The sequence below is a fragment of the Pseudomonas sp. BNK-15 genome (assembly GCF_047456105.1).
GTDB classification, from domain to species: Bacteria; Pseudomonadota; Gammaproteobacteria; order Pseudomonadales; family Pseudomonadaceae; genus Aquipseudomonas; species Aquipseudomonas putida_E.
This window is the reverse complement of record NZ_CP179898.1, coordinates 363277-382561: the sequence shown is the minus strand read 5'-3', so window position 1 is coordinate 382561 and position 19285 is coordinate 363277. Positions and strand designations below refer to the sequence as shown.

At 59.4% G+C, this 19285-nt stretch carries 19 protein-coding genes and 5 tRNA genes; 14 read left to right on the top strand and 10 right to left on the bottom strand.

Annotation, left to right across the window (positions count from 1 at the left end):
- Positions 1–159: 159 nt before the first annotated feature.
- From csrA to mgtE, 6 genes are all read left to right on the top strand, one after another.
- Entirely contained in the window at positions 160–348 is a 189-nt protein-coding gene (gene csrA, locus ACMGF5_RS01645; protein WP_003254503.1) for a carbon storage regulator CsrA, read from the top strand.
- Positions 349–420: 72 nt separating this feature from the next.
- Positions 421–511: transfer RNA gene (locus tag ACMGF5_RS01640), tRNA-Ser, on the top strand.
- A 106-nt stretch (positions 512–617) separates the two neighbouring features.
- Positions 618–694, top strand: a tRNA-Arg gene (locus tag ACMGF5_RS01635).
- A 72-nt stretch (positions 695–766) separates the two neighbouring features.
- A tRNA-Arg gene (locus tag ACMGF5_RS01630) sits at positions 767–843 on the top strand.
- 72 nt (positions 844–915) lie between these two features.
- A tRNA-Arg gene (locus ACMGF5_RS01625) sits at positions 916–992 on the top strand.
- Positions 993–1368: 376 nt separating this feature from the next.
- Positions 1369–2811, top strand: a complete 1443-nt coding sequence (mgtE, locus tag ACMGF5_RS01620) for a magnesium transporter (RefSeq protein ID WP_012315589.1) — start codon at positions 1369–1371, stop codon at positions 2809–2811.
- 118 nt (positions 2812–2929) lie between these two features.
- Here the strand turns inward: mgtE and ACMGF5_RS01615 are convergent, their stop codons facing one another.
- The gene (locus ACMGF5_RS01615; RefSeq protein ID WP_003254499.1) at positions 2930–3256 is read right to left on the bottom strand and encodes an Arc family DNA-binding protein; all 327 of its coding nucleotides are present in this window, start codon (positions 3254–3256) and stop codon (positions 2930–2932) included.
- 344 nt (positions 3257–3600) lie between these two features.
- Between ACMGF5_RS01615 and phnN the strand changes: the two genes are divergently transcribed.
- On the top strand, positions 3601–4188 hold the full coding sequence (gene phnN, locus ACMGF5_RS01610; protein WP_174142109.1) for a phosphonate metabolism protein/1,5-bisphosphokinase (PRPP-forming) PhnN: 588 nt from the start codon (positions 3601–3603) through the stop codon (positions 4186–4188).
- Between the two features lie 115 nt (positions 4189–4303).
- Positions 4304–4380 (top strand) — tRNA-Arg (locus tag ACMGF5_RS01605).
- A gap of 22 nt (positions 4381–4402) precedes the next feature.
- On the opposite strand, the gene ACMGF5_RS01600 is transcribed toward ACMGF5_RS01605, so the two are convergent.
- Positions 4403–5374 (bottom strand): endonuclease, encoded by a 972-nt coding sequence (locus ACMGF5_RS01600; RefSeq protein ID WP_174142108.1) that lies wholly within the window; start codon positions 5372–5374, stop codon positions 4403–4405.
- A 425-nt stretch (positions 5375–5799) separates the two neighbouring features.
- Between ACMGF5_RS01600 and ACMGF5_RS01595 the strand changes: the two genes are divergently transcribed.
- The 3 genes from ACMGF5_RS01595 (at position 5800) to ACMGF5_RS01585 (ending at position 8811) form a co-directional block, all read left to right on the top strand.
- Positions 5800–6921 (top strand): glycosyltransferase, encoded by a 1122-nt coding sequence (locus ACMGF5_RS01595; RefSeq protein ID WP_251961730.1) that lies wholly within the window; start codon positions 5800–5802, stop codon positions 6919–6921.
- 70 nt (positions 6922–6991) lie between these two features.
- Positions 6992–8113, top strand: coding sequence for a DegT/DnrJ/EryC1/StrS family aminotransferase (locus ACMGF5_RS01590; RefSeq protein WP_119687575.1), 1122 nt, complete (start codon positions 6992–6994; stop codon positions 8111–8113).
- Positions 8114–8127: 14 nt separating this feature from the next.
- Entirely contained in the window at positions 8128–8811 is a 684-nt protein-coding gene (locus ACMGF5_RS01585; protein WP_231386169.1) for a WbqC family protein, read from the top strand.
- A 3-nt stretch (positions 8812–8814) separates the two neighbouring features.
- Here ACMGF5_RS01585 and ACMGF5_RS01580 read toward each other — a convergent pair whose 3' ends face one another.
- From ACMGF5_RS01580 to ACMGF5_RS01560, 5 genes are read right to left on the bottom strand one after another with little or no spacing between them, the layout of a single operon-like run.
- Positions 8815–9543, bottom strand: coding sequence for a class I SAM-dependent methyltransferase (locus ACMGF5_RS01580; protein ID WP_119687573.1), 729 nt, complete (start codon positions 9541–9543; stop codon positions 8815–8817).
- A gap of 2 nt (positions 9544–9545) precedes the next feature.
- Positions 9546–10325, bottom strand: coding sequence for a phytanoyl-CoA dioxygenase family protein (locus tag ACMGF5_RS01575; protein ID WP_125924507.1), 780 nt, complete (start codon positions 10323–10325; stop codon positions 9546–9548).
- Between the two features lie 7 nt (positions 10326–10332).
- A complete protein-coding gene (locus tag ACMGF5_RS01570) occupies positions 10333–11112 on the bottom strand; it encodes a class I SAM-dependent methyltransferase (protein WP_119687571.1) in 780 nt (259 codons plus the stop codon).
- Positions 11105–12028 (bottom strand): hypothetical protein, encoded by a 924-nt coding sequence (locus tag ACMGF5_RS01565; RefSeq protein WP_251961729.1) that lies wholly within the window; start codon positions 12026–12028, stop codon positions 11105–11107. Before ACMGF5_RS01565 ends, ACMGF5_RS01570 begins: the two co-directional genes overlap by 8 nt.
- A gap of 7 nt (positions 12029–12035) precedes the next feature.
- Positions 12036–12692, bottom strand: a complete 657-nt coding sequence (locus ACMGF5_RS01560) for an acetyltransferase (RefSeq protein ID WP_119687569.1) — start codon at positions 12690–12692, stop codon at positions 12036–12038.
- A gap of 116 nt (positions 12693–12808) precedes the next feature.
- On the opposite strand from ACMGF5_RS01560, the gene ACMGF5_RS01555 reads away from it, so the two are divergent.
- The 3 genes from ACMGF5_RS01555 (at position 12809) to ACMGF5_RS01545 (ending at position 15467) form a co-directional block, all read left to right on the top strand.
- Entirely contained in the window at positions 12809–13657 is an 849-nt protein-coding gene (locus ACMGF5_RS01555; RefSeq protein WP_119687568.1) for a phytanoyl-CoA dioxygenase family protein, read from the top strand.
- A gap of 224 nt (positions 13658–13881) precedes the next feature.
- Positions 13882–14748, top strand: coding sequence for a hypothetical protein (locus ACMGF5_RS01550; RefSeq protein ID WP_414157525.1), 867 nt, complete (start codon positions 13882–13884; stop codon positions 14746–14748).
- On the top strand, positions 14745–15467 hold the full coding sequence (locus tag ACMGF5_RS01545) for a TylF/MycF/NovP-related O-methyltransferase (protein WP_012315576.1): 723 nt from the start codon (positions 14745–14747) through the stop codon (positions 15465–15467). The genes ACMGF5_RS01550 and ACMGF5_RS01545 overlap by 4 nt, the downstream gene beginning before the upstream one ends.
- A 104-nt stretch (positions 15468–15571) precedes the next feature.
- Here the strand turns inward: ACMGF5_RS01545 and lpdA are convergent, their stop codons facing one another.
- The 3 genes from lpdA to ACMGF5_RS01530 are packed head-to-tail and all read right to left on the bottom strand — an operon-like array spanning position 15572 to position 19284.
- Positions 15572–16951 carry a dihydrolipoyl dehydrogenase gene (lpdA, locus tag ACMGF5_RS01540; protein WP_046785385.1) on the bottom strand — a complete coding sequence of 460 codons (1380 nt, stop codon included), beginning with the start codon at positions 16949–16951 and terminating at the stop codon, positions 15572–15574.
- A 2-nt stretch (positions 16952–16953) separates the two neighbouring features.
- A complete protein-coding gene (locus ACMGF5_RS01535; RefSeq protein ID WP_119687567.1) occupies positions 16954–18225 on the bottom strand; it encodes a dihydrolipoamide acetyltransferase family protein in 1272 nt (423 codons plus the stop codon).
- Positions 18226–19284, bottom strand: a complete 1059-nt coding sequence (locus ACMGF5_RS01530) for an alpha-ketoacid dehydrogenase subunit beta (protein ID WP_012315573.1) — start codon at positions 19282–19284, stop codon at positions 18226–18228. It abuts the gene before it with no gap.
- Position 19285 lies beyond the last annotated feature (1 nt).

The following is a 19285-nucleotide window of genomic DNA, read 5'->3' as shown; positions in this document are numbered from 1 at the left end:
CTTGAGGGGCGCGGCTTGCCGCGCCCTTCGCGTTTCTGCTCGTCACGCAGGCCCTGTCCTGCCAGCGTGACGCGCTATGGGCCCCTGTGTCGTCGTCCACGACCAGGCCCGGTTTTTCCCAGACTGTTATCCCTGAATGTCTTGCGTAAGGAGAAAGCTATGTTGATTCTGACTCGTCGGTGCGCCGAGAGCCTGATCATTGGAGATGGCGAGATCACCGTGACGGTGCTCGGCGTCAAAGGAAACCAGGTGCGCATCGGCGTCAGCGCCCCCAAGGAAGTGGCTGTTCACCGCGAGGAAATCTACCTGCGGATCAAGAAAGAGAAGGATGAGGAGCCAAGCCTTTAATTTTTTTGAAGTTTTTTTCAAAAAAAGGGTTGCAAACGAGGAAGAGCCTGTTTAATATTCGCCTCGTGTTGCGGTGAGGTGGCCGAGTGGCCGAAGGCGCTCCCCTGCTAAGGGAGTATACCTCATAAGGGTATCGGGGGTTCGAATCCCCCCTTCACCGCCATTATTCGCTTAGGGCGCTGTAATCGGTAAGAACGCTAAGTCGTTGAAGTTAAACGAAAAAGTTCTTGCAAAAATGTTTCAGCGACCTATAATGCGCGGCAAGACACGGACTCATAGCTCAGCTGGATAGAGTACTCGGCTACGAACCGAGCGGTCGGAGGTTCGAATCCTCCTGAGTCCGCCACTTTTGAAGTGGCTTTGCTTAAAAAGCTGCTTCAAGCAACCAGTGGTAATCTGGTCTAAAACTACCAATTACGGACTCATAGCTCAGCTGGATAGAGTACTCGGCTACGAACCGAGCGGTCGGAGGTTCGAATCCTCCTGAGTCCGCCACTTTTGAAGTGGCTCTGCTTGCAAAGCGACTTCAGTAAGCCAGTGGTAATCTGGCCTAAAACTACCAACTACGGACTCATAGCTCAGCTGGATAGAGTACTCGGCTACGAACCGAGCGGTCGGAGGTTCGAATCCTCCTGAGTCCGCCACATATCAAGAAGCCCGCTCAATTGAGCGGGCTTTTTGTTTTCTGCCGTTCACTGATTTATCAGTGATGCCCGCTAGACTGAAAATAAACCCCCCGACACTTCTTTGCGCGCCGCATGTGTTTTTTCTTTGGCTCGTGCCGTCGCACACATGGCTTCGAGCGTTGTCATAGCTTTATCGCGCAAACGATTGTTCTGGCCAAAATTTTAAGCGATCTGACAGCTTAGGCAGTGTATGATTGCGCCCGTCAGCCCCGCCGGGGCTTGTGGAATACCACCATGGACTTACCCAGTAGTTACTTCTTAACAAGATTCTTACAGCCTGATCTGACCGATTGATTCCCCCGGCGTGCTCCGCTGCTGGGAGTGGAGTTCGCCTATGACTGAAGTAGAAGTAAAGAAAGCACAAGAGAGCCTGCAGGATCGCCTGGCCCAGGTGGTCGAACTGTTGCAGCGCCAACGCGTGGTTGAGGACCTGACCCACCGTCAGGAAGGTCATCACCACGACCTGGTGGAAAACCTCGTCCACCGTCAAAACCTCGTCGAGTTGCAGCGCAAGCTCGACGACCTGCACCCTGCAGATATCGCCTATATCCTCGAAGCATTGCCCCTGGAAGACCGCCTGACGGTCTGGCAGCTGGTGCGCTCGGATCGTGACGGCGACATCTTGCTTGAAGTTTCCGACTCGGTTCGTCAATCGCTGATCGCCGACATGGACGATCACGAGATCCTCGCTGCGGCCAAGGAAATGGACGCCGATGAGCTGGCGGACCTGGCGGCGGAGCTGCCGCGTGATGTCGTTCACGAGCTGATGGAAAGCCTCGATGCGCAGCAGCGCGAGCGTGTGCGCTCGGCGTTGAGCTACGACGAGGAGCAGGTCGGTGCGCTGATGGACTTCGAGATGGTGACCATCCGTGAAGATGTCAGCCTGGAAGTGGTTCTGCGTTACCTGCGTCGCCTTAAAGAGCTGCCCAACCACACTGACAAACTGTTCGTAGTCGACTACGACGGTATCCTCAAGGGTGTGTTGCCGATCAAGCGTCTGTTGGTCAACGATCCGGACAAGAAGGTCGCGGAGGTCATGGCGATTGATCCGGTCTCCTTCCACCCCGACGAAGATGCCTACGATGCGGCGCAGGCTTTCGAGCGCTATGACCTGGTTTCGGCGCCGGTGGTGGACAAGAGTGACCGCCTGATCGGCCGTTTGACCATCGATGAGATGGTCGACCTGATTCGTGAAGAGAGCGAGAGTGAAGTTCTCAACATGGCTGGCCTGCGCGAGGAGGAAGACATCTTCGCCTCGGTCTGGCGTTCATTGCGCAACCGTTGGGCCTGGCTGGCGATCAACCTGATAACCGCGTTTCTGGCCTCGCGTGTGATCGGCCTGTTCGAGGGCTCGATCGAGAAGCTCGTGGCACTGGCGGCGCTGATGCCGATCGTGGCGGGTATTGGCGGCAACTCTGGCAACCAGACCATTACCATGATCGTTCGCGCCATGGCGTTGGACCAAGTTTCGCCGGGCAATACCAGCCGCCTTATGCGCAAGGAGCTGGCGGTGTCGCTGCTCAATGGCCTGATCTGGGGTGGAGTGATCGGTGCTGTGGCGTTCTGGCTGTATGACAGCTGGTCGTTGGGGTTGGTGATGACTGCGGCCATGACCTTGAACCTGCTGCTGGCCGCGCTCATGGGGGTGTTGATCCCGATGACGCTGACGCGCCTGGGGCGCGACCCTGCCATGGGGTCCAGCGTGATGATCACTGCCGTGACCGACAGTGGTGGGTTCTTCATCTTCCTGGGGCTGGCTACGCTGTTCCTGCTTTGATATTGGGAAGTGCACGCCAGAGCGATCAAGGCATGCGCCTGGCCGCACCACCAAGGCCTGTGCGCAGCCCAACAAAAAAGCCAGCTTACGCTGGCTTTTTTTGTTCTCGCTACGCGCCTCAGGAGGCGTCGGCTGCCATTTCCACATCGTGAGCGATGAGGGCGACCAGCGCGTTCTGCTGTCGATGGGACAGCTGACGGAAGCGTTGCAGCAACTCGCGCTCATGCAGGGACAGCTCGGGGCTATCCAGGCGCATGCTCAGCTCGTCGCCCAGCGCACCTTCCTGGATAAGGCTCTGCTCCAGGCGTGCGATGATCTCGGAGTTCATGCTGCGGTGATGGTTGCGCGCTACCTCGGCAATGCGCTCACGCATTCCGTCTGGCAGGCGGACGACGAACTTGTCAGCGGTGCGGCTCGAATAAATAGCCTGTTTCATTGGGCGCATATAAATTAACCGGTTTTTGGTTCAGGGGAAGCGGTTCACAAATTGGCCGCACGGGATGCAGGTACGACCGTGGCGACGACAAAATGTTCAACCGCCTGGAAAATTTGGTGCTCATCTTGCCTCAAGGTCGCCGTTTCCTTGGCGTCAATTCTGTGACAAATAGTGATCCCGGTAAAGGCTTTTTGCCAGTACCAATTATCAGAAATGAGTACTGGTTGGAAAAGTTTTGCATTTCCAGGTTCGCCTTACCGTCAGCCCTTTGCCGTCAAAAACCCGTAAAACGCGGCAAAGTGTAGAGAAAACCCTTAAAATGCGCAGGTTTCCTTCCATAGAGCATAGTGGCTATGCAACATGACGCAAGCTCCCAAGATAAAGCCTCAGGCGTGCTGATATATCTGATGGGACCCTCTGGCTCGGGAAAAGATTCCCTGATCGAGGCCGCTCGCGCGCAACTGGCTGGCGCGGGTGTGGAAATTGCCCGGCGAGTCATCACACGTTCCGCAGAAGCCACAGGTGAAGCGGCGCAAAGCGTCACGCCAGAGCGCTTCGAAGCGATGCGAGCGGCAGGGGAATTTGCCATGCATTGGCAGGCCAACGGTCTGGAGTATGGGATCCCCAAGCAAGTGGACGTTTGGCTCGCGCAAGGGCGGTCGGTGCTGGTCAACGGTTCCCGTAGCTATCTGCCCGAGGCGCGTAGGCGCTATCCCGGTCTGCTGGCAGTACGCCTGGAGGTTGACCCAGAGGTGTTGCGTGCGCGCCTGATTGCCAGAGGCAGGGAGACACCGCAAGAGATCGATCAGCGCCTGGCGCGTAGTGCCAGGCTCCAGGGCTGTCCCGATCCCGGCGTGCATGCGCTGGACAACTCCGGGTCACTGGCCACGGCGGTCAGCGCATTGTTCGACCTGCTGCGTCAACAGGGAGTGTCCGTTTGACACGAGCATCGGAAAAGCCCTACGTGCAAAAAGCCCGATAGATGCATGACAAACGGCTGCCCTCTGGTTAACATGCTCGCCGTCCAGCTGTGCAGCGTTCGCTGCCGGTTCTTGTGTCTCAGTAGCTCAATTGGATAGAGCATCCCCCTCCTAAGGGGAAGGTTGGCAGTTCGAACCTGCCCTGGGACGCCATATTTTCTCTCGCTCCATACGCTTACTTGCAGTTACCCGCCTTGCGGTAACCTGCACTCTGCGCTTCTGCTTCACTGCCAAATGCCACCTGATTTTTCTGAGCGACCTGGCTGTAACCGGGGCAACCGCTGGCCAAGTGGTACACGTGACTGTTGCGGTTGCCAATGATCGCACCGTCAGTCGACGCACTCGCCAGGGTCGGCTTGCCGATATCTCTCGCAGCCGTTTTCGGGGTTGCCGAAGCTACCACGTCCATAGCCCCGGCAGGCTTGTAGCCCAGCGTCCATTTCCGTTCGCCGGTGACGAATGGGTTCGAATGCCCCATGATCGCGGCGATTCGCTGATTGCGCTGCTTTTCCCACGCAGAAACCGGGTGCTGTTTATCCCAGGCCATAAGCACCTGCTGCTGTTGTCTCGACATGCTCAACTTGTACCGGTCGAACATGTAGAACGTGGTGCGCGCAACCAGCCCTTTGACTTCGTCACGCGGCTCGGCGGTTTTCTGCTGGAAGTCGACCTTGGTGGTGCACTGCCCGTACTGGGGCGCAACGCCTGAAACCATGCCGTAGTTGAAATTGCTGCGGTCACCGTTCACTTCACCCACGGACGGATAGAGGTTGAACAGGTCGGCTTCCATGGCGCGGAAGGTAGGGTCTTCATTGACGCAATGCTCGCGACCGCCGTTCTGCCAGCATTTGCGCTGGTGGCCAAAAGTCCAGGCCGGCACGATGTGCTCCCATTCGGTACGTTCGGCGCGGGTCTGTACTTTGCGGGTTTCGTAGCCGCAGGATTTGGCGTCGACCCGGCCACCGGATTTGCCGACCCAGGTCCATTTACAGCCACAGTACAGTTCGCCCATTGGGCTGTTTGCCTGGTCGAGGAAGATTTTCTGCTTGGCGACAACCTTGGCTTCGGTAAACGTTGCGGGGGGATTGGCGAAGGCGGCAGGGATGACAGAGAGGGCGAGGGTAACGACGTACAGCAGTTTCTTCATGAGAAAGCATCATCGGATTTCGGGGGCAGAATTATACGGTGTGCTGACGTCAATTGAAGAAATGTCCTATCGCATCGCCGTAGTGTGCCTATTGCGCGACGCTGATGGGGTTTCTCGATTTGGGTCTACGCCTGTTGCATAATGTCCCGAAACCAACGGTCATGATTTGAAGCGCGCGGCCGATAACGGGGTTGCTGCACTACGCCCTTGTTGACCCCTTCGAAGCGAATACCATGCTCCCCATCTATTTGAACCTAGGTTGCGCCGATCATCCTCGCCAAGGCTTTATCAATATTGATGTGGAGCCCACAGGGGCCGATCTGCAATGGACGCCGGGCCAGGCTTTGCCGTGGGAACAAGGCACGGTGCCAGGAATCTACAGTGCTCATCTTCTGGAGCGACTCGGGCGTAACCAAGGTATTCGCTTGCTGCACGAATGCCGTCGAGTCCTGCAGCCCGGCGGGGTTATCCGTCTCGTCTGCGCCGACCTGGAAGCGTTGGTCGACGATTATCTGAATAACCGCACACGCCCTGAGGCGCCAGGCATCGGTCGCGCCGAATGGCTGAACAAGGCCCTGCGCCAGCATGCCTGGACCTTCGACGCCGAGGAGCTGACGCGAATCTGCAAGATGGTCGGCCTGGAACCGGTAGCTATCACCGCAGAAGGCAACAGCAGCGATCCGCACCTGAGTGGGCTGGACGCTACGGTGCCGGGCCAGTTGGTGCTTGAGTTTTGCAAGCCGCAGCGCCAATTGGCGGCCGATGCCCAGCCGCTGGTCAGCATTGTCATGCCGACCTACAAGACCGAACACCTCTACGACGCCTTGGGCAGCGCGCTGAACCAGACCTACCGCAACCTGGAAATCCTGGTGTGCGACGACTGCCCGACTGATGAGATCGAAAGGATCTGCGCCGACCTGAGCCAGGACGACCCGCGCGTGCGTTATGTGCGCAACCCAGATGCTGGAAAGGACATTGGCCGTCTTAACCATGTCCTTTGCCTGAAAGAGGCGCGCGGCGAATTCATCAAGTTTCTCAACGACGACGACCTGCTGGAACTCGAATGCGTGGAACGGATGCTCGACAGCTTCCGCTGCTATCCAGACGTTACGCTGGTAACCTCTAAGCGCCAGCGCATCGACCAGTACGGCGAGCCGCTGGCCGATATCGCCGCAACCCAAGCCCCCGTGGCAGACGATGCGATGATCGAAGGCCTGTCGCTGGGTACCGCACTCATGCAGTCGCAGATCAATTTCGTTGGCGAGCCGAGCACGGTCATGTTTCGCCGCGCCGATATGCTGGAAATCACTCCGGACTTCATGTCGGTAGACGAACAACCCATCGCCTGGGCCTCCGACGTGGCGATTTTTCTCAACCTCGCACTGCGCGGCAACACCGTTTATCTGGTCCAGCCACTGAGTAGCTTCCGCATTCACGGCGAGCAATGCCAGGTGCTTTACGGCGCCGCCGCACAAGGTGAATCCCGACGCTGCTGGGCAATCATGCGCGACTTCTGGGCGCGGCATGAATTCGACAAGGCGCTCTGACATTGCGCAGTATGCCCACGCCTGAACAACACAAGGCCGGCCAACGCCGCCAGCCGCAGGAACACCGCTCATGAATGGTCGGCCCCCCGTTTTCGTGACCCAGCCCGCATTGCCCGAGCTGGAGGCTTTCTTGCCATACCTGCGGGAAATTTGGGACAGCCGCATGCTGACCAATGGCGCAGCCATGCACCAGCGACTGGAAGCGGCGCTGTGCGCTTACCTGGGCGTGGAACACATTTCGCTATTCTGCAACGGTACCCAGGCGCTGATAACGGCGTTGCAGGCGGCCGGGCTCAGCGGTGAGGTGATCACCACGCCGTACTCCTTTGTTGCCACTGCCCATTCGCTGCTATGGAACAATCTGACGCCGGTGTTCGTCGATATCGACCCGCACACCCTGAACCTAGACCCGGCACGCATCGAGGCGGCCATCACCGACCAGACCACAGGCATCCTGCCGGTACACTGCTATGGCCATCCCTGCGATGTGGAGGCGATACGCGCGATTGCCGAGCGCCATGGCCTGCAGGTGATCTATGACGCGGCACATGCTTTTGGTGTTCAGGATACAAACGGCAGCCTGCTGCGCCACGGCGACCTCGTGACCCTGAGCTTCCACGCTACCAAGGTGTTCAGTACCTTCGAGGGCGGCGCTGTCATCTGTCGCGACGAGGCGACCAAGCGGCGCATCGACCAGTTGAAGAACTTTGGTCTGTCTGCCGACGGAAGCACCGTAGAACTGACCGGCACCAACGGCAAGCTCAGCGAAATTCACGCAGCCTTTGGCCTGTTGCAACTGGAGGGCCTGGATGAAGCGCTGGGGAAGCGGCGGCTGATCGACCAGCGTTATCGCGAAGGGCTTGCGGGGATTGCGGGTATTCGCTGTATCGAGGGCAGGGGCGAGGCAGTCGCCAATCATGCGTACTTCCCGATACTGGTAGGGCCTGAGTTTGCTCTTGGCCGTGATGCGCTGTTCTCGCACCTCGCCGCTCACGACATTCATGGGCGGCGTTATTTCCAGCCCCTGATCAGTGGCCTGCCGATGTACCGTGGGTATCCATCGTCCAGCGCCGACAACCTGCCGGTAGCGCATCAGGCGGTGGAGCAGGTGATCTGCCTACCGATCTATCCTGACCTGGATTTCGGCACCGTGGACTTCATTGTCGGTTTGATCGCCGGGGCCGGTGCATGACCAGGGTGGCGATCATGCAGCCGTACCTGTTTCCCTACATTGGCTACTGGCAACTATTGAAGGCCGCAGACTGCTTCGTAGTCTACGATGACGTCAACTTCATCACGCGGGGGTGGATCAACCGCAATCGCATCCTGATTAACGGGGCGCCAGGGATGATCACGCTGCCGTTGTTGCAGGCCTCGCAAAACCGCAAGATCAACGAAATAGAAATTGCACCTGCTGCTCAGTGGCAACGACGCATGCTACGCAGCGTGGAAATGGCCTATCGCAAGGCACCCTGTTTCGATCAGGTATTTCCAGTGATCGAGCATATTCTGGCGCACGAAGACAACAACCTCGCGGGTTTTCTGAGTCATCAAATTCAGGTGTTGGCCAACTTCATGGGCCAATCGACGCGGCTCGTTACCAGCAGCCAGGTCTACGGCAACGCTCAACTTACGGCGCAGGCGCGGATTCTGGATATCTGCCGCCATGAAGGTGCAACCTGCTATATCAATGCCCAGGGCGGGCGCTCGCTCTATGAGCCGGAGAGGTTCGCCGACGCCAATATAGATCTGCGTTTCATCGGTATGCGGGTACTGGCCTATCGCCAACGCTGCGAGGGTTTCACACCGTACCTGTCGATCATCGATGCCCTGATGGAGGTTGGCGCCGAGGGCATCGGGCCGCACTTGGCGGCCTACGATTACCTCTGAGGTTCAAGCCTGGCAGACTACATAGATACTCGCAGTGAGGTCCGGGTATTTCATGCCCATCTTGTAACAGCCTTCGAAGAACGCCTGGTCGATGATGCCGGCACGCAAGGCTGCATCGAACTGAAAGTTGGCCATCGGCTTGAACAGGATGCCGCCGCGCTGGGTCACCTGGAAGCCGGCCTGCAACGCCTCGTGTTCCAGGGTGTCGAGGCTGTAGGTGCAACGGTGGCCGTGCTTGCGCTCGCCATCGGTAACAGCCGCATTGAAGTCGATCAGCCCCATGCCCACCGCGATCTGCCGTGACGCCGCATTGGCATTGGGCACGACGATGAACAGCCGGCCGCCCGGCGCCAGCCACTCGCGTATCTTCTTGAGTACCGGCTGTGGCTCGGTGAGATGTTCGAGGGTATGGATCAGGAAGATGTTGTCGAACCGACGCTCCAGGGTAGTGTCTTCGAACCGACCCAGGATGAATGTTGCGCGCGCATCGCCAACGTTCTTGCGGGCGACTTCGATCAGGTCGGTGGCCCCTTCAAGCACGGTCACGTCATCGAAGACCTGCAGCAACTTTTTGGTGAACTCGCCGTGATAGCATCCCATTTCCAGCGCATTTCCAGGGCGAAACTGCCCGTTGAGCGCCTTGAGCATGTAGTCGCGGTGGATGTAGTCGAAATCGTAGGCGTACAGGCGGTTTTCCGTGTCCTGGTACTCGGTGTTCAGGTCGCGTGACATGGTTAACCCTGGTTGGAGTGATACATGCGCCTGGCCGGTGGCTGATACCACTCGTCCAGCGTTGCGGGTACCCGCGCGTTATAGCCGATGACCTGGCGCATCATCGGGTCGAGGTTTGGCCCCAGGTCATAACCCAGGGCCCGCGGGTAGTCGAATTGCTGCTTGATGAACGGCTTGGAAAACATCGGCGTGACCGAGCGGCGCACCCGGTCGGTAACGTTGCTGCCGCCGGCGTGCCAGACATTGGAATTGAACATCAGGATGCTGCCGGCCGGGGCGATAGCCTGTTCGGCGTGGGCCATGAAATAGTCGTCAGTCGGCTTGGCTTCGGCCTTGTGCGAACCGGAGAGCATCCAGGTCGCGCCATTGGCGGCGGTGAAGTCGTCGAGCATCACCAGTGTGTTCAGCAGCAACGGCATATCACCGGAAAAAGAACGGATATCCCGGTGAACGCGCTGGGCGTAAGACTGGCTGTCGCGGGTGTTGATGGCCCCGCCATAGGAGTTGAGGATGAACTGCCCACCGAAATAGCGCTCGATGAAGGCATAGATAGGGTAGGCCTTCAGGCAGTCGAGAAAACTGCCAAACTGGCCGATCAGGTGGTGCACGGTGTAACTGGTGTCCTGATCGATGCCGTTCTTGATCTGGTAGTCGCGGCAGATTGCATAGGCCTTGTGGATGTCTTCACGCATCTGCTCGACGATAGCGATCGGGATGGCGCTCTCGAAGATAACCCAGCCTTGCTCCGCCATGCGCCGGTCGAATACCTCGCTGGAAATCATGGGCGCTTCACCTGATCGTGACGATGCATTTGGAGGGGTACAGCTCGCACTTCTCCAGGGTGTATTCGGAAGGGGTGAAGACTTCTTTGAAGGCCAGTGCTTCGCCGGGTGCTTGAGCCCATGTCAGCTCGTCCATCAGTAGCATGCTGCCGGAAACCAGGTGTGGCTTGATCGCCTTGAGCGCTGCCAGTGTCGGCTCGTACAGACCCATGTCGAAGTAGGCGAAGGCGACGATGGCCGAGCCGTTGTTCTTGAAGAATTCGGGCGCGGTCTGACAGACGTCCCCCGCAACCAGTTGATGTACTCCGCGCTTGTGTCCCAGCACGTTGTTGCCTTCGTGCACCTGCAGCAGTTCGCTCAGGTAATCCTTGTAGCTGGCTTTGGTGGAGTAGGAGTTCTCAACCCACACACCGCTTTCCTTGCAGTCTTTTTCACCCGGTGCGCAATAGCCTTCAAAGGTGTCGAAGCCGACGATCTGCCGCTGTTTGTTGAACGGTTCGTACATGGCCCTCAGGTTTTCCAGCAGCACCAGGTTGTGGCCGTACCAGGTGCCAAACTCGCAGATCATCCCCGGGATATGCTTGAAGCGTTTGTACAGGTCGCTCAAGACGATGAACTTCACCAATACTGAGCTGCGGGTATACAGGCCGATATTGAAAAGCACGTCGTCGTCAGAGAGCGGGCTGTTCAGGTACATGTCGCGCAACTTGTCACGAAAGGCGTACTGCAAATCCGATGCGGTGGATTCGAGTTTGTAGACTTCGTTTTGAAGCTGTTCGTTATTCATCATCACTCCACTGGGCCAGGCCGAAGCCGCTGGTCCCGAAACGGTTGCCGTTGTACAGCATGTAGGTGCGCTCGCCGCTCTGGAAGATGAACGGGTAGCAGGTCATCAGCGAGTCCCAGCCTTCGGCTGACGGTGCGATACCCGCATCGTCATGGCGGGTCCAGGTCCTGCCGTCGGGCGACTCTGCGTAGCGGATGCGGTACGAGCCTGCGCCGTTGCGGTAGTCCTGCGATGCGCGGGAGCAGTACCACATCTTGAAAATCCCGTTTTCCTTGATGACGCAGGGGCGGGAAAAGGCTTCGGTCTCAAAGCGCGATTCCAGGCATTGCGGCGCGAAGCGGGTGAACTCGAATCCGTCTTTGGATTCGGCGTACTTGATCACGTACAACGGCTCGTATTTGCCGTCCACCTCCAGCCAGCGTGTACCGGACACGTACCACATCTTCCACAGGCCTTGGTCGAACAGCACGGTGGGCGTCACGGCCAGGTAGGGCTCGGTTGCAGTGCGATCCATGATCGGGCCTTCGAACAGTTTTTCGAAGTGCAGCCCGTCATCGTCAGAAACCGCGACGCCCATGGCATTGTGGTAGGGCACGGTCAGGCGCTGGTTCCACCCGCTGTAGTACAGGTAGGTGCGGCCATCTTTTTTCAGGGCGTAGCTGGGCATCACGCCTTCGTCATCGAAGGTGCCGGGGGCGCCGAAACCCAGGCAAGGTTCTCGGTGGCGGGCCACGACGGTGCGCGGGTCCTGCTTGTCCAGGTCTACCGCGTAGCACAGGCTTTTGCCTGTGCTATTGCGGGTGGAGATGAATACCCGAATCACATCGTCCAGCACCAGCGCGGTGGGCACTTGGGCGTGGGAGCCGACCCAGTCTTTATCAGGGTCGAAGGTTCTACCGAGTTTTTTCCAGGCCATGCTCTACCTAAAAATCCAGTTCCTGACTGCTCTTTACCGCGCGCGCGGGTGCGCCGATGTAGAGCTGCCAGGGTTGAGTGTCTTTTGAAATCAGCGCACCCATGGCGACGCAGGTACCTGCGCCGATGGTGCAATTGTTGGTGATGGTCGCGTTGACGCCGAACCAGGCGTAAGGCTCGACCAGGCAATGCCCGGAGAGGACCACATGGGAAGCAAAGAACACATGGTCGCGGATCTCGCCATGGTGGCCGATGTGGTTGCCGCTCCACATCACCACATTGTTGCCGATGGTGGTGAAAGGTTGCAGCGTGTTGTCTTCGAGAATGAAGCAGTTTTCACCGATGACGTTGTCGTTCACCGTGGCATTGGGGCTGACATAGCTAATGAAGTCGTAGCCCTTTTCCTTGCCCTGAATGTACACCGACTCACGCAGGCGGTTCATCTTGCGCCCGGTCATGGGGGCAAACAGCTTGTAGTCGGTGCTTGGGAAATAGTCCTGCAGGGTTTCGAAAGGCACCACCGGCAGCCCTTCGAACATTCTCGATTCCGGCAGGTAGCGTTCGTGCACGGTAAAGCCGACCACGTCCACTGCAGGGTCTTTTTTCAGGTAGTAGTGCGCCAGTTGGGCGGTGTCCAGCACTCCGAAAATGACAACTTTTGGCATCAGGGTATCCAGGGTGTTCGAGGATGAGTCAGGTCAACCGGAGCTGAGCGTACGCTGTGTATACTGCTGGCCACGATAGCACCTCCGCTTGCGTAACAAAAAAGGGCACCGGGCCGATGGGAAAGATTCTTGATCGAAATCAAATCCGCTTTTATCGCGAGCAGGGTTACTTGGTTGCCGACGGCATTTTCGACCCGCTTCATCTCGATGAAACCCTTGCCCACTTCAATCTGGCATTTGCCCAACAGTTGGACCGCATGGCTCTGCCTGTCGCTGGTGGCCCTACCCTTGAAGCCCTGCACCTGAACATGGCCGCACTGCTGGGGGCGAGCGTTCCTCTCTATCTGGCGACGCTGCGCATGTGCTCCAAGCTGTACGGCGTCTACCGGCTGATGACCGCCGAGCGCCTGCGCGACGCAGCTGCCGACCTGGGCGTCGTCACTCCGTTGTTCCAGACCACCCCTGTGTTGCATCTGATGTCGAAAAAATTGGTGATCCCGGGAGGTTATCAGGGGTTCGACGTGCACCAGGACTGGACTTCAGTCCAGGGCAGCCTGGATACCATCACCACCTGGATCCCGTTCATGGACATCGACCCGCAGTTGTTCACCATGGAGGTGATGCCCGGCAGCCATTTGCTGGGCCTGCTTAGCGGCGACCAGGAACAGCATGTGTTGAGGGTCGACGAAAAGCACTTCAAGGAAGATGACTTCGTTCCTGTCTGTGTCGGCAAGGGCGGCGTTTGCTTGATGTCGAACTTCACCATTCATCGGTCTTCCCGTGAAGGGGATGAACGTTTGCGGATTTCCGTGAGTGGGCGCTATGAAAATGCCAGTGAGCCCACGTTCATCGAGCGTGAGTATCCGTTCACCCAGCACAAGACTATACAGCGCGGGTTGATTACCGAGCACTTTCCGAGCGTGGAACAGGTACGCGGCGTGTATGCCAGCGAAGGCCACCAATAGCCGACATATGGCCTGCATCGGCTGCACGCACGCTTAAAGTTTCCTGCCGGCATGCCGATCACTGAAGCACTGGATACAGGCAATGCACCTGTATCGCCGTGGTTGGAGTTCCCGCCCTCAGCGGCTGGATGCGTCGCCTTGCGTCCGCTTCAATCCATGCACCGCTGCCAGTCGACGTAGTTCGTGGTGGGCATTGGTCTCAATGAGGTCCTGAAGGGGCAAGTATGAATTTTTATGTCAATCAGGTGAAGAACAAGCCGGACTACCGGGGCTCGCTGTTCAGGGGTGATATCTTCCTGGAAACCGGCCTTGGCAATGCACATGAGCTGTGTGCATTGGCCCGGCACAGCATCACCGCCGCCTTTGATGGCGAAACTGACCACCAGTCGCTGCACAAAATGATGCCGGTGGAGACTTTCGTAGAGCGCGTCACGGCGCTCAAGCGGCAGTTTACCAATGGCCCGCAGGCCAAGGCGTTGATCCGCGATTTCATTCGCGAGATTGGGGCCGACCCCAAGGACTATATCTTCGACGTGCCTCGTGTGCGTGTAGTGCCCAACTACGAATACCTGCATGCAGGTGTGAGTTACGCATACAAGCCCCACCGCGATACCTGGTACGGCAGCGTGGAAAGCCAGGTGAATACCTGGATGCCGGTGTACAGCATCGAGCCCGAACAGACCATGATGATCAACCCGGCCTATTTCGAGCGGCCGGTGCGCAACAGCTCCGCCGATTGGAGCCTCAATGACTGGATCCATGTGCAACGGCACAAGGCTTCGCAGAACATTACCGAAGAAACCCGGGTACACCCGGTGCCGCTGGAAGACATCGATACCAGCGGCGAACTGCGTGTGGCTGCCAACAGTGGCGAAATGCTGATTTTCTCTGGTGCCCATCTACACGGCACCGTAGCCAACTTCACCGACAAGGTACGGTTCAGCGTGGACTTCCGCCTGATCCACCTGCAAGACCTGCTGCATAAGCGCGGTGCACCGAACGTCGACAACGGTTGTTCGGATGCAGAGGCCGGCTTCAAAGACTTTTTCAATGCCAGCGACTTTTCGCAATTCCAGGGAGTTAACCCATGACCAAGCGTCGTCTGACTGCTGCCGAGGTCGAGTACAACGAAAAGCGCGCCAGCGTGCTGAGCCGTGTCGATGCCCAATACGTGGCTGATGCGCCGTTCGTGTTTGCCAACCGTATCGCCGTGACCGCTGCGCTTTCGCGCATCGAACTGTTCAAGATGGTGCAGGACATTCCGGGCGCTATCGTCGAGTGCGGCGTATACAAAGGCAACTCGTTGATGCTGTACATGCAGCTATCGATGATTCTGGAACCCTATGCGATCAACCGTTCGATCATCGGTTTCGATACCTTCGGCGGCTTTGCCAGCATCGATGCCGAGCAGGATCCAGCCGATATCAACGAAAGCATGTTCTCCGACACCGACGAGACCCTGATTCAGGACATGATCGAGGCCAACGATCTGATTCGCCCGGTCAATCGGATCCCGCGCTGCGAGATCGTCAAGGGCGACATTCTGGAAACCGTGCCTGCCTTTGTGAAAACCCGCCCCGATCTGGTAGTGGCCATGCTGATCCTCGACACGGACCTGTATTCGTCCACCAAGGTGGCGCTGGAGACTTTCCTGCCTTACATGCCTAAAGGCGCGATCGTGGTGCTGGACGAAGTCGCCTACCGCAACTTCCCTGGCGAGACTGCCGCGCTGCGTGACGTGCTGGATCTGAACAAGATCGAACTCAAGCGCCTGCCGTTCGATTCGTCGGTGGGCTACTTCCGCGTTTGAACTGATCATCAGCATGTCTGCAGGCCAATGCAGCATCGCCGAATGAAAAAAAGCCCGCAGCGCCGAGGGCGCTGCGGGCCAAATCGGCCGAAGCCGCTTCAGTGTCAGATGTGCAGGGCGTGGCCCAGCGCGCGCAATGCCGCTTCCTGCACCGCTTCGCCCAGGGTCGGATGAGCGTGGATAGTGCCCGCGATATCCTCCAGCCGCGCGCCCATTTCCAATGACTGGGCAAACGCTGTGGACAGCTCTGAAACCGCCACGCCAACCGCCTGCCAACCCAGGATCACGTGATTGTCACGCCGCGCCACCACGCGCACGAAGCCGGTTTTCGACTCCAGGCTCATGGCGCGGCCATTGGCGGCGAAGGGGAACTGCGCGACGATGCAGTCCAGGCCTTGCTGGCTGGCCTGTTCCGGGGTCTTGCCGACCACAACGACTTCCGGGTCTGTAAAACACACCGCTGCAATTGCGCAGGGCTCGAACCGTCGTGCCTTGCCGGCAATGATTTCCGCGACCATTTCACCTTGCGCCATTGCGCGGTGTGCCAGCATCGGTTCGCCGGCCACGTCACCGATGGCCCAGACGTTGCGCATGCTGGTCTGGCAGCGTTCGTCGATGGCGATGGCCGCACCGTTCATCTTCAGTTCGAGGCTTTCCAGATTGAAGCCGTGCGTGCGCGGGCGGCGGCCAACAGCCACCAGCACACGGTCGGCCTCCAGGCGCAGCTGTGCACCTTGAGCATCGCGGGCCAGCAAGCAACCGCTGTCGTAACCTTCGACGCTGTGCCCAAGGTGCACAGCGATGCCCAGCTTCTTCAGCGATTCGGCCACCGGCGCGGTCAGCTCGCTGTCGTAGGTCGGCAAGATGCGCTCACGCGCCTCCACCACGCTCACCTGCGCGCCCAGTTTGCGGTAGGCGATGCCCAGCTCCAGGCCGATATAGCCGCCGCCAACCACCACCAGATGCTGGGGCAGTGTTTGGGGGGCCAGGGCTTCGGTCGAAGAGATGATCGGCCCGCCCAGCGGCAGCATGGGCAGTTCGACGCTGTTCGAGCCGGTGGCCAGCAGCAGGTGCTCGCACTGGATGCGCTGGCCATCGACGTCGACGTGCTTGCCGTCGAGGATCTTCGCCCAGCCATGGATGACCTTGACCCCGTGTTTTTTCAGGAGTGCAGCGACGCCAGTGGTCAGTCGGTCAACGATGCCGTCCTTCCAGGCCACGCTGCGGCCGATGTCCAGGCGTGGCGTGGAGACGCTGATGCCAAGTTCGGACGGCTCGGTGTAGCGGGATGTCTGATGGAACTGCTCGGCCACATGGATCAGTGCCTTGGACGGGATGCAGCCGATGTTCAGGCAGGTGCCGCCCAGCGCCTGGCCTTCCACCAGCACGGTGGGGATGCCCAGTTGCCCGGCGCGGATGGCGGCCACGTAGCCGCCAGGGCCGCCGCCGATGATCAGCAGGGTGGTGTCGATAGTCTGTTGCATGCTCACTCCACGAACAGGCAGGCGGGTTGTTCAAGCAGGCCACGTACAGCCTGGATGAACAGCGCGGCATCCATGCCATCGACCACACGGTGGTCGAACGAGCTGGACAGGTTCATCATCTTGCGAATAACGATCTGGCCATCGATCACCATCGGCCGCTCGACGATACGGTTGACCCCGACGATCGCCACTTCCGGTGTGTTGACCACCGGTGTGCTGACGATGCCACCCAGGGCGCCGAGGCTGGTCAGGGTGATGGTGGAGCCGGACAGTTCCTCGCGGCTGGCCTTGTTGTTGCGTGCGGCGCTCGCCAGCCGGGAAATCTCGCCGGCGTTGCCCCACAGGCTGCCCGCTTCGGCGTGGCGCAGCACCGGTACCATCAGCCCGTTGTCGCCCTGTGTGGCGACCCCCACATGCACCGCACCATGGCGGGTGATGACCTGGGCTTCGTCGTCGTAGGTCGCGTTGATCTGCGGGAAGTCGCGCAGTGCCACGACCAGGGCGCGGACCAGGAATGGCAGCAGGGTCAGCTTGCCGCGGCTGTCGCCGTACTTGCTGTTGAGCTCTTGGCGCAGGGCTTCGAGTGCGGTGACGTCGATTTCCTCGACATAACTGAAGTGCGCCACACGGCGCTTGGCATCCTGCATGCGCTGGGCGATCTTGCGGCGCAGGCCGATCACTTGCACCTGTTCGCTGTCGGTGCGTTTCGCGTAGCCTCCTGGCGCCTGGCCCGCAGGGCTCTGCGGCTTGCTGATGAATGCATCCAGGTCTTCGTGCAGGATGCGCCCGGCCGGGCCGCTGCCATGCACGTAACGCAGTTCGATGCCGGCATCCAGGGCGCGCTTGCGCACGGCAGGCGAGGCCAGAGGTTTTTCGTCGGCCTGGCGCGCCACGATCGGCGCGGCGGTGTGCGCCGAGACAGCCGGGCTGGCTACCGGTTGCGGTTCGACACGCGGTTCTGCCTTGGCGGCTGCTGGGGCTGCCGGGGCTTCTACCGGTTTGGCCTGCGGCACATCCACATGGTTGCCGCTGCCTTCCACTTCGATGCGGATCAGCTCGCTGCCGACCGCCATCACTTCACCCGGCTGGCCGCCCAGGGCCAGCACCTTGCCGCTGACCGGCGAAGGGATTTCCACGGTGGCCTTGTCAGTCATGACATCGGCCACCACCTGGTCTTCGGCGATTACATCGCCGACCTTGACGAACCATTCGACCAGTTCGACTTGCGCGATGCCTTCGCCAATGTCCGGCATCTTGATGACGTGCGTGCCCATTCAGACCTCCATGACCCGTTTCAATGCCGCGCCTACCCGCGAAGGGCCTGGGAAATACGCCCATTCCTGTGCGTGAGGGTAGGGGGTGTCCCAACCGGTGACGCGCTCGATGGGCGCTTCGAGGTGATGGAAGCAATGCTCCTGCACCAGCGCTACCAGTTCGGCGCCGAAGCCGCAGGTACGGGTGGCTTCATGCACCACCACGCAGCGGCCGGTCTTTTTCACCGACGCGACGATGGTGTCCAGGTCCAGCGGCCAGAGGCTGCGCAGGTCAATCACTTCGGCATCCACACCGGTTTCCTCGGCGGCCACCTGGGCCACGTAGACGGTGGTGCCGTAGGTCAACACGGTGACGTCGTTGCCTGGGCGGGTGATGGCCGCTTTGTCCAGCGGCACGGTGTAGTAACCGTCCGGCACGGCACTTTGCGGGTGCTTGGACCACGGCGTCACCGGGCGGTCGTGGTGGCCGTCGAACGGGCCGTTATACAGGCGCTTGGGCTCCAGGAAGATCACCGGGTCATCGCATTCGATCGAGGCGATCAGCAGGCCTTTGGCGTCGTACGGGTTGGAGGGCATCACCGTGCGCAGGCCGCACACCTGGGTGAACATCGCTTCGGGGCTCTGGCTGTGGGTCTGGCCACCGTAGATGCCGCCACCGCAAGGCATGCGCAGGGTCAGTGGCGAGATGAATTCGCCGGCCGAGCGATAGCGCAGGCGCGCCATTTCCGAGACGATCTGGTCGGAGGCGGGGTAGAAGTAATCGGCGAACTGGATTTCCACCACCGGTCGCAGGCCATAGGCACCCATGCCCACGGCGGTGCCGACGATACCGCTCTCGGAGATCGGCGCGTCGAACACGCGCGACTTGCCGTACTTGGTCTGCAGGCCCTCGGTGCAGCGGAACACGCCGCCGAAGTAACCCACGTCCTGGCCGTAGATCACCACGTTGTCGTCGCGCTCAAGCATGACATCCATGGCCGAGCGCAGGGCCTGGATCATGGTCATGGTAGTGGTGGCCATGGCGGTTTCCGGTTTGATGCTGTTGTTGTGGTCGTTCATC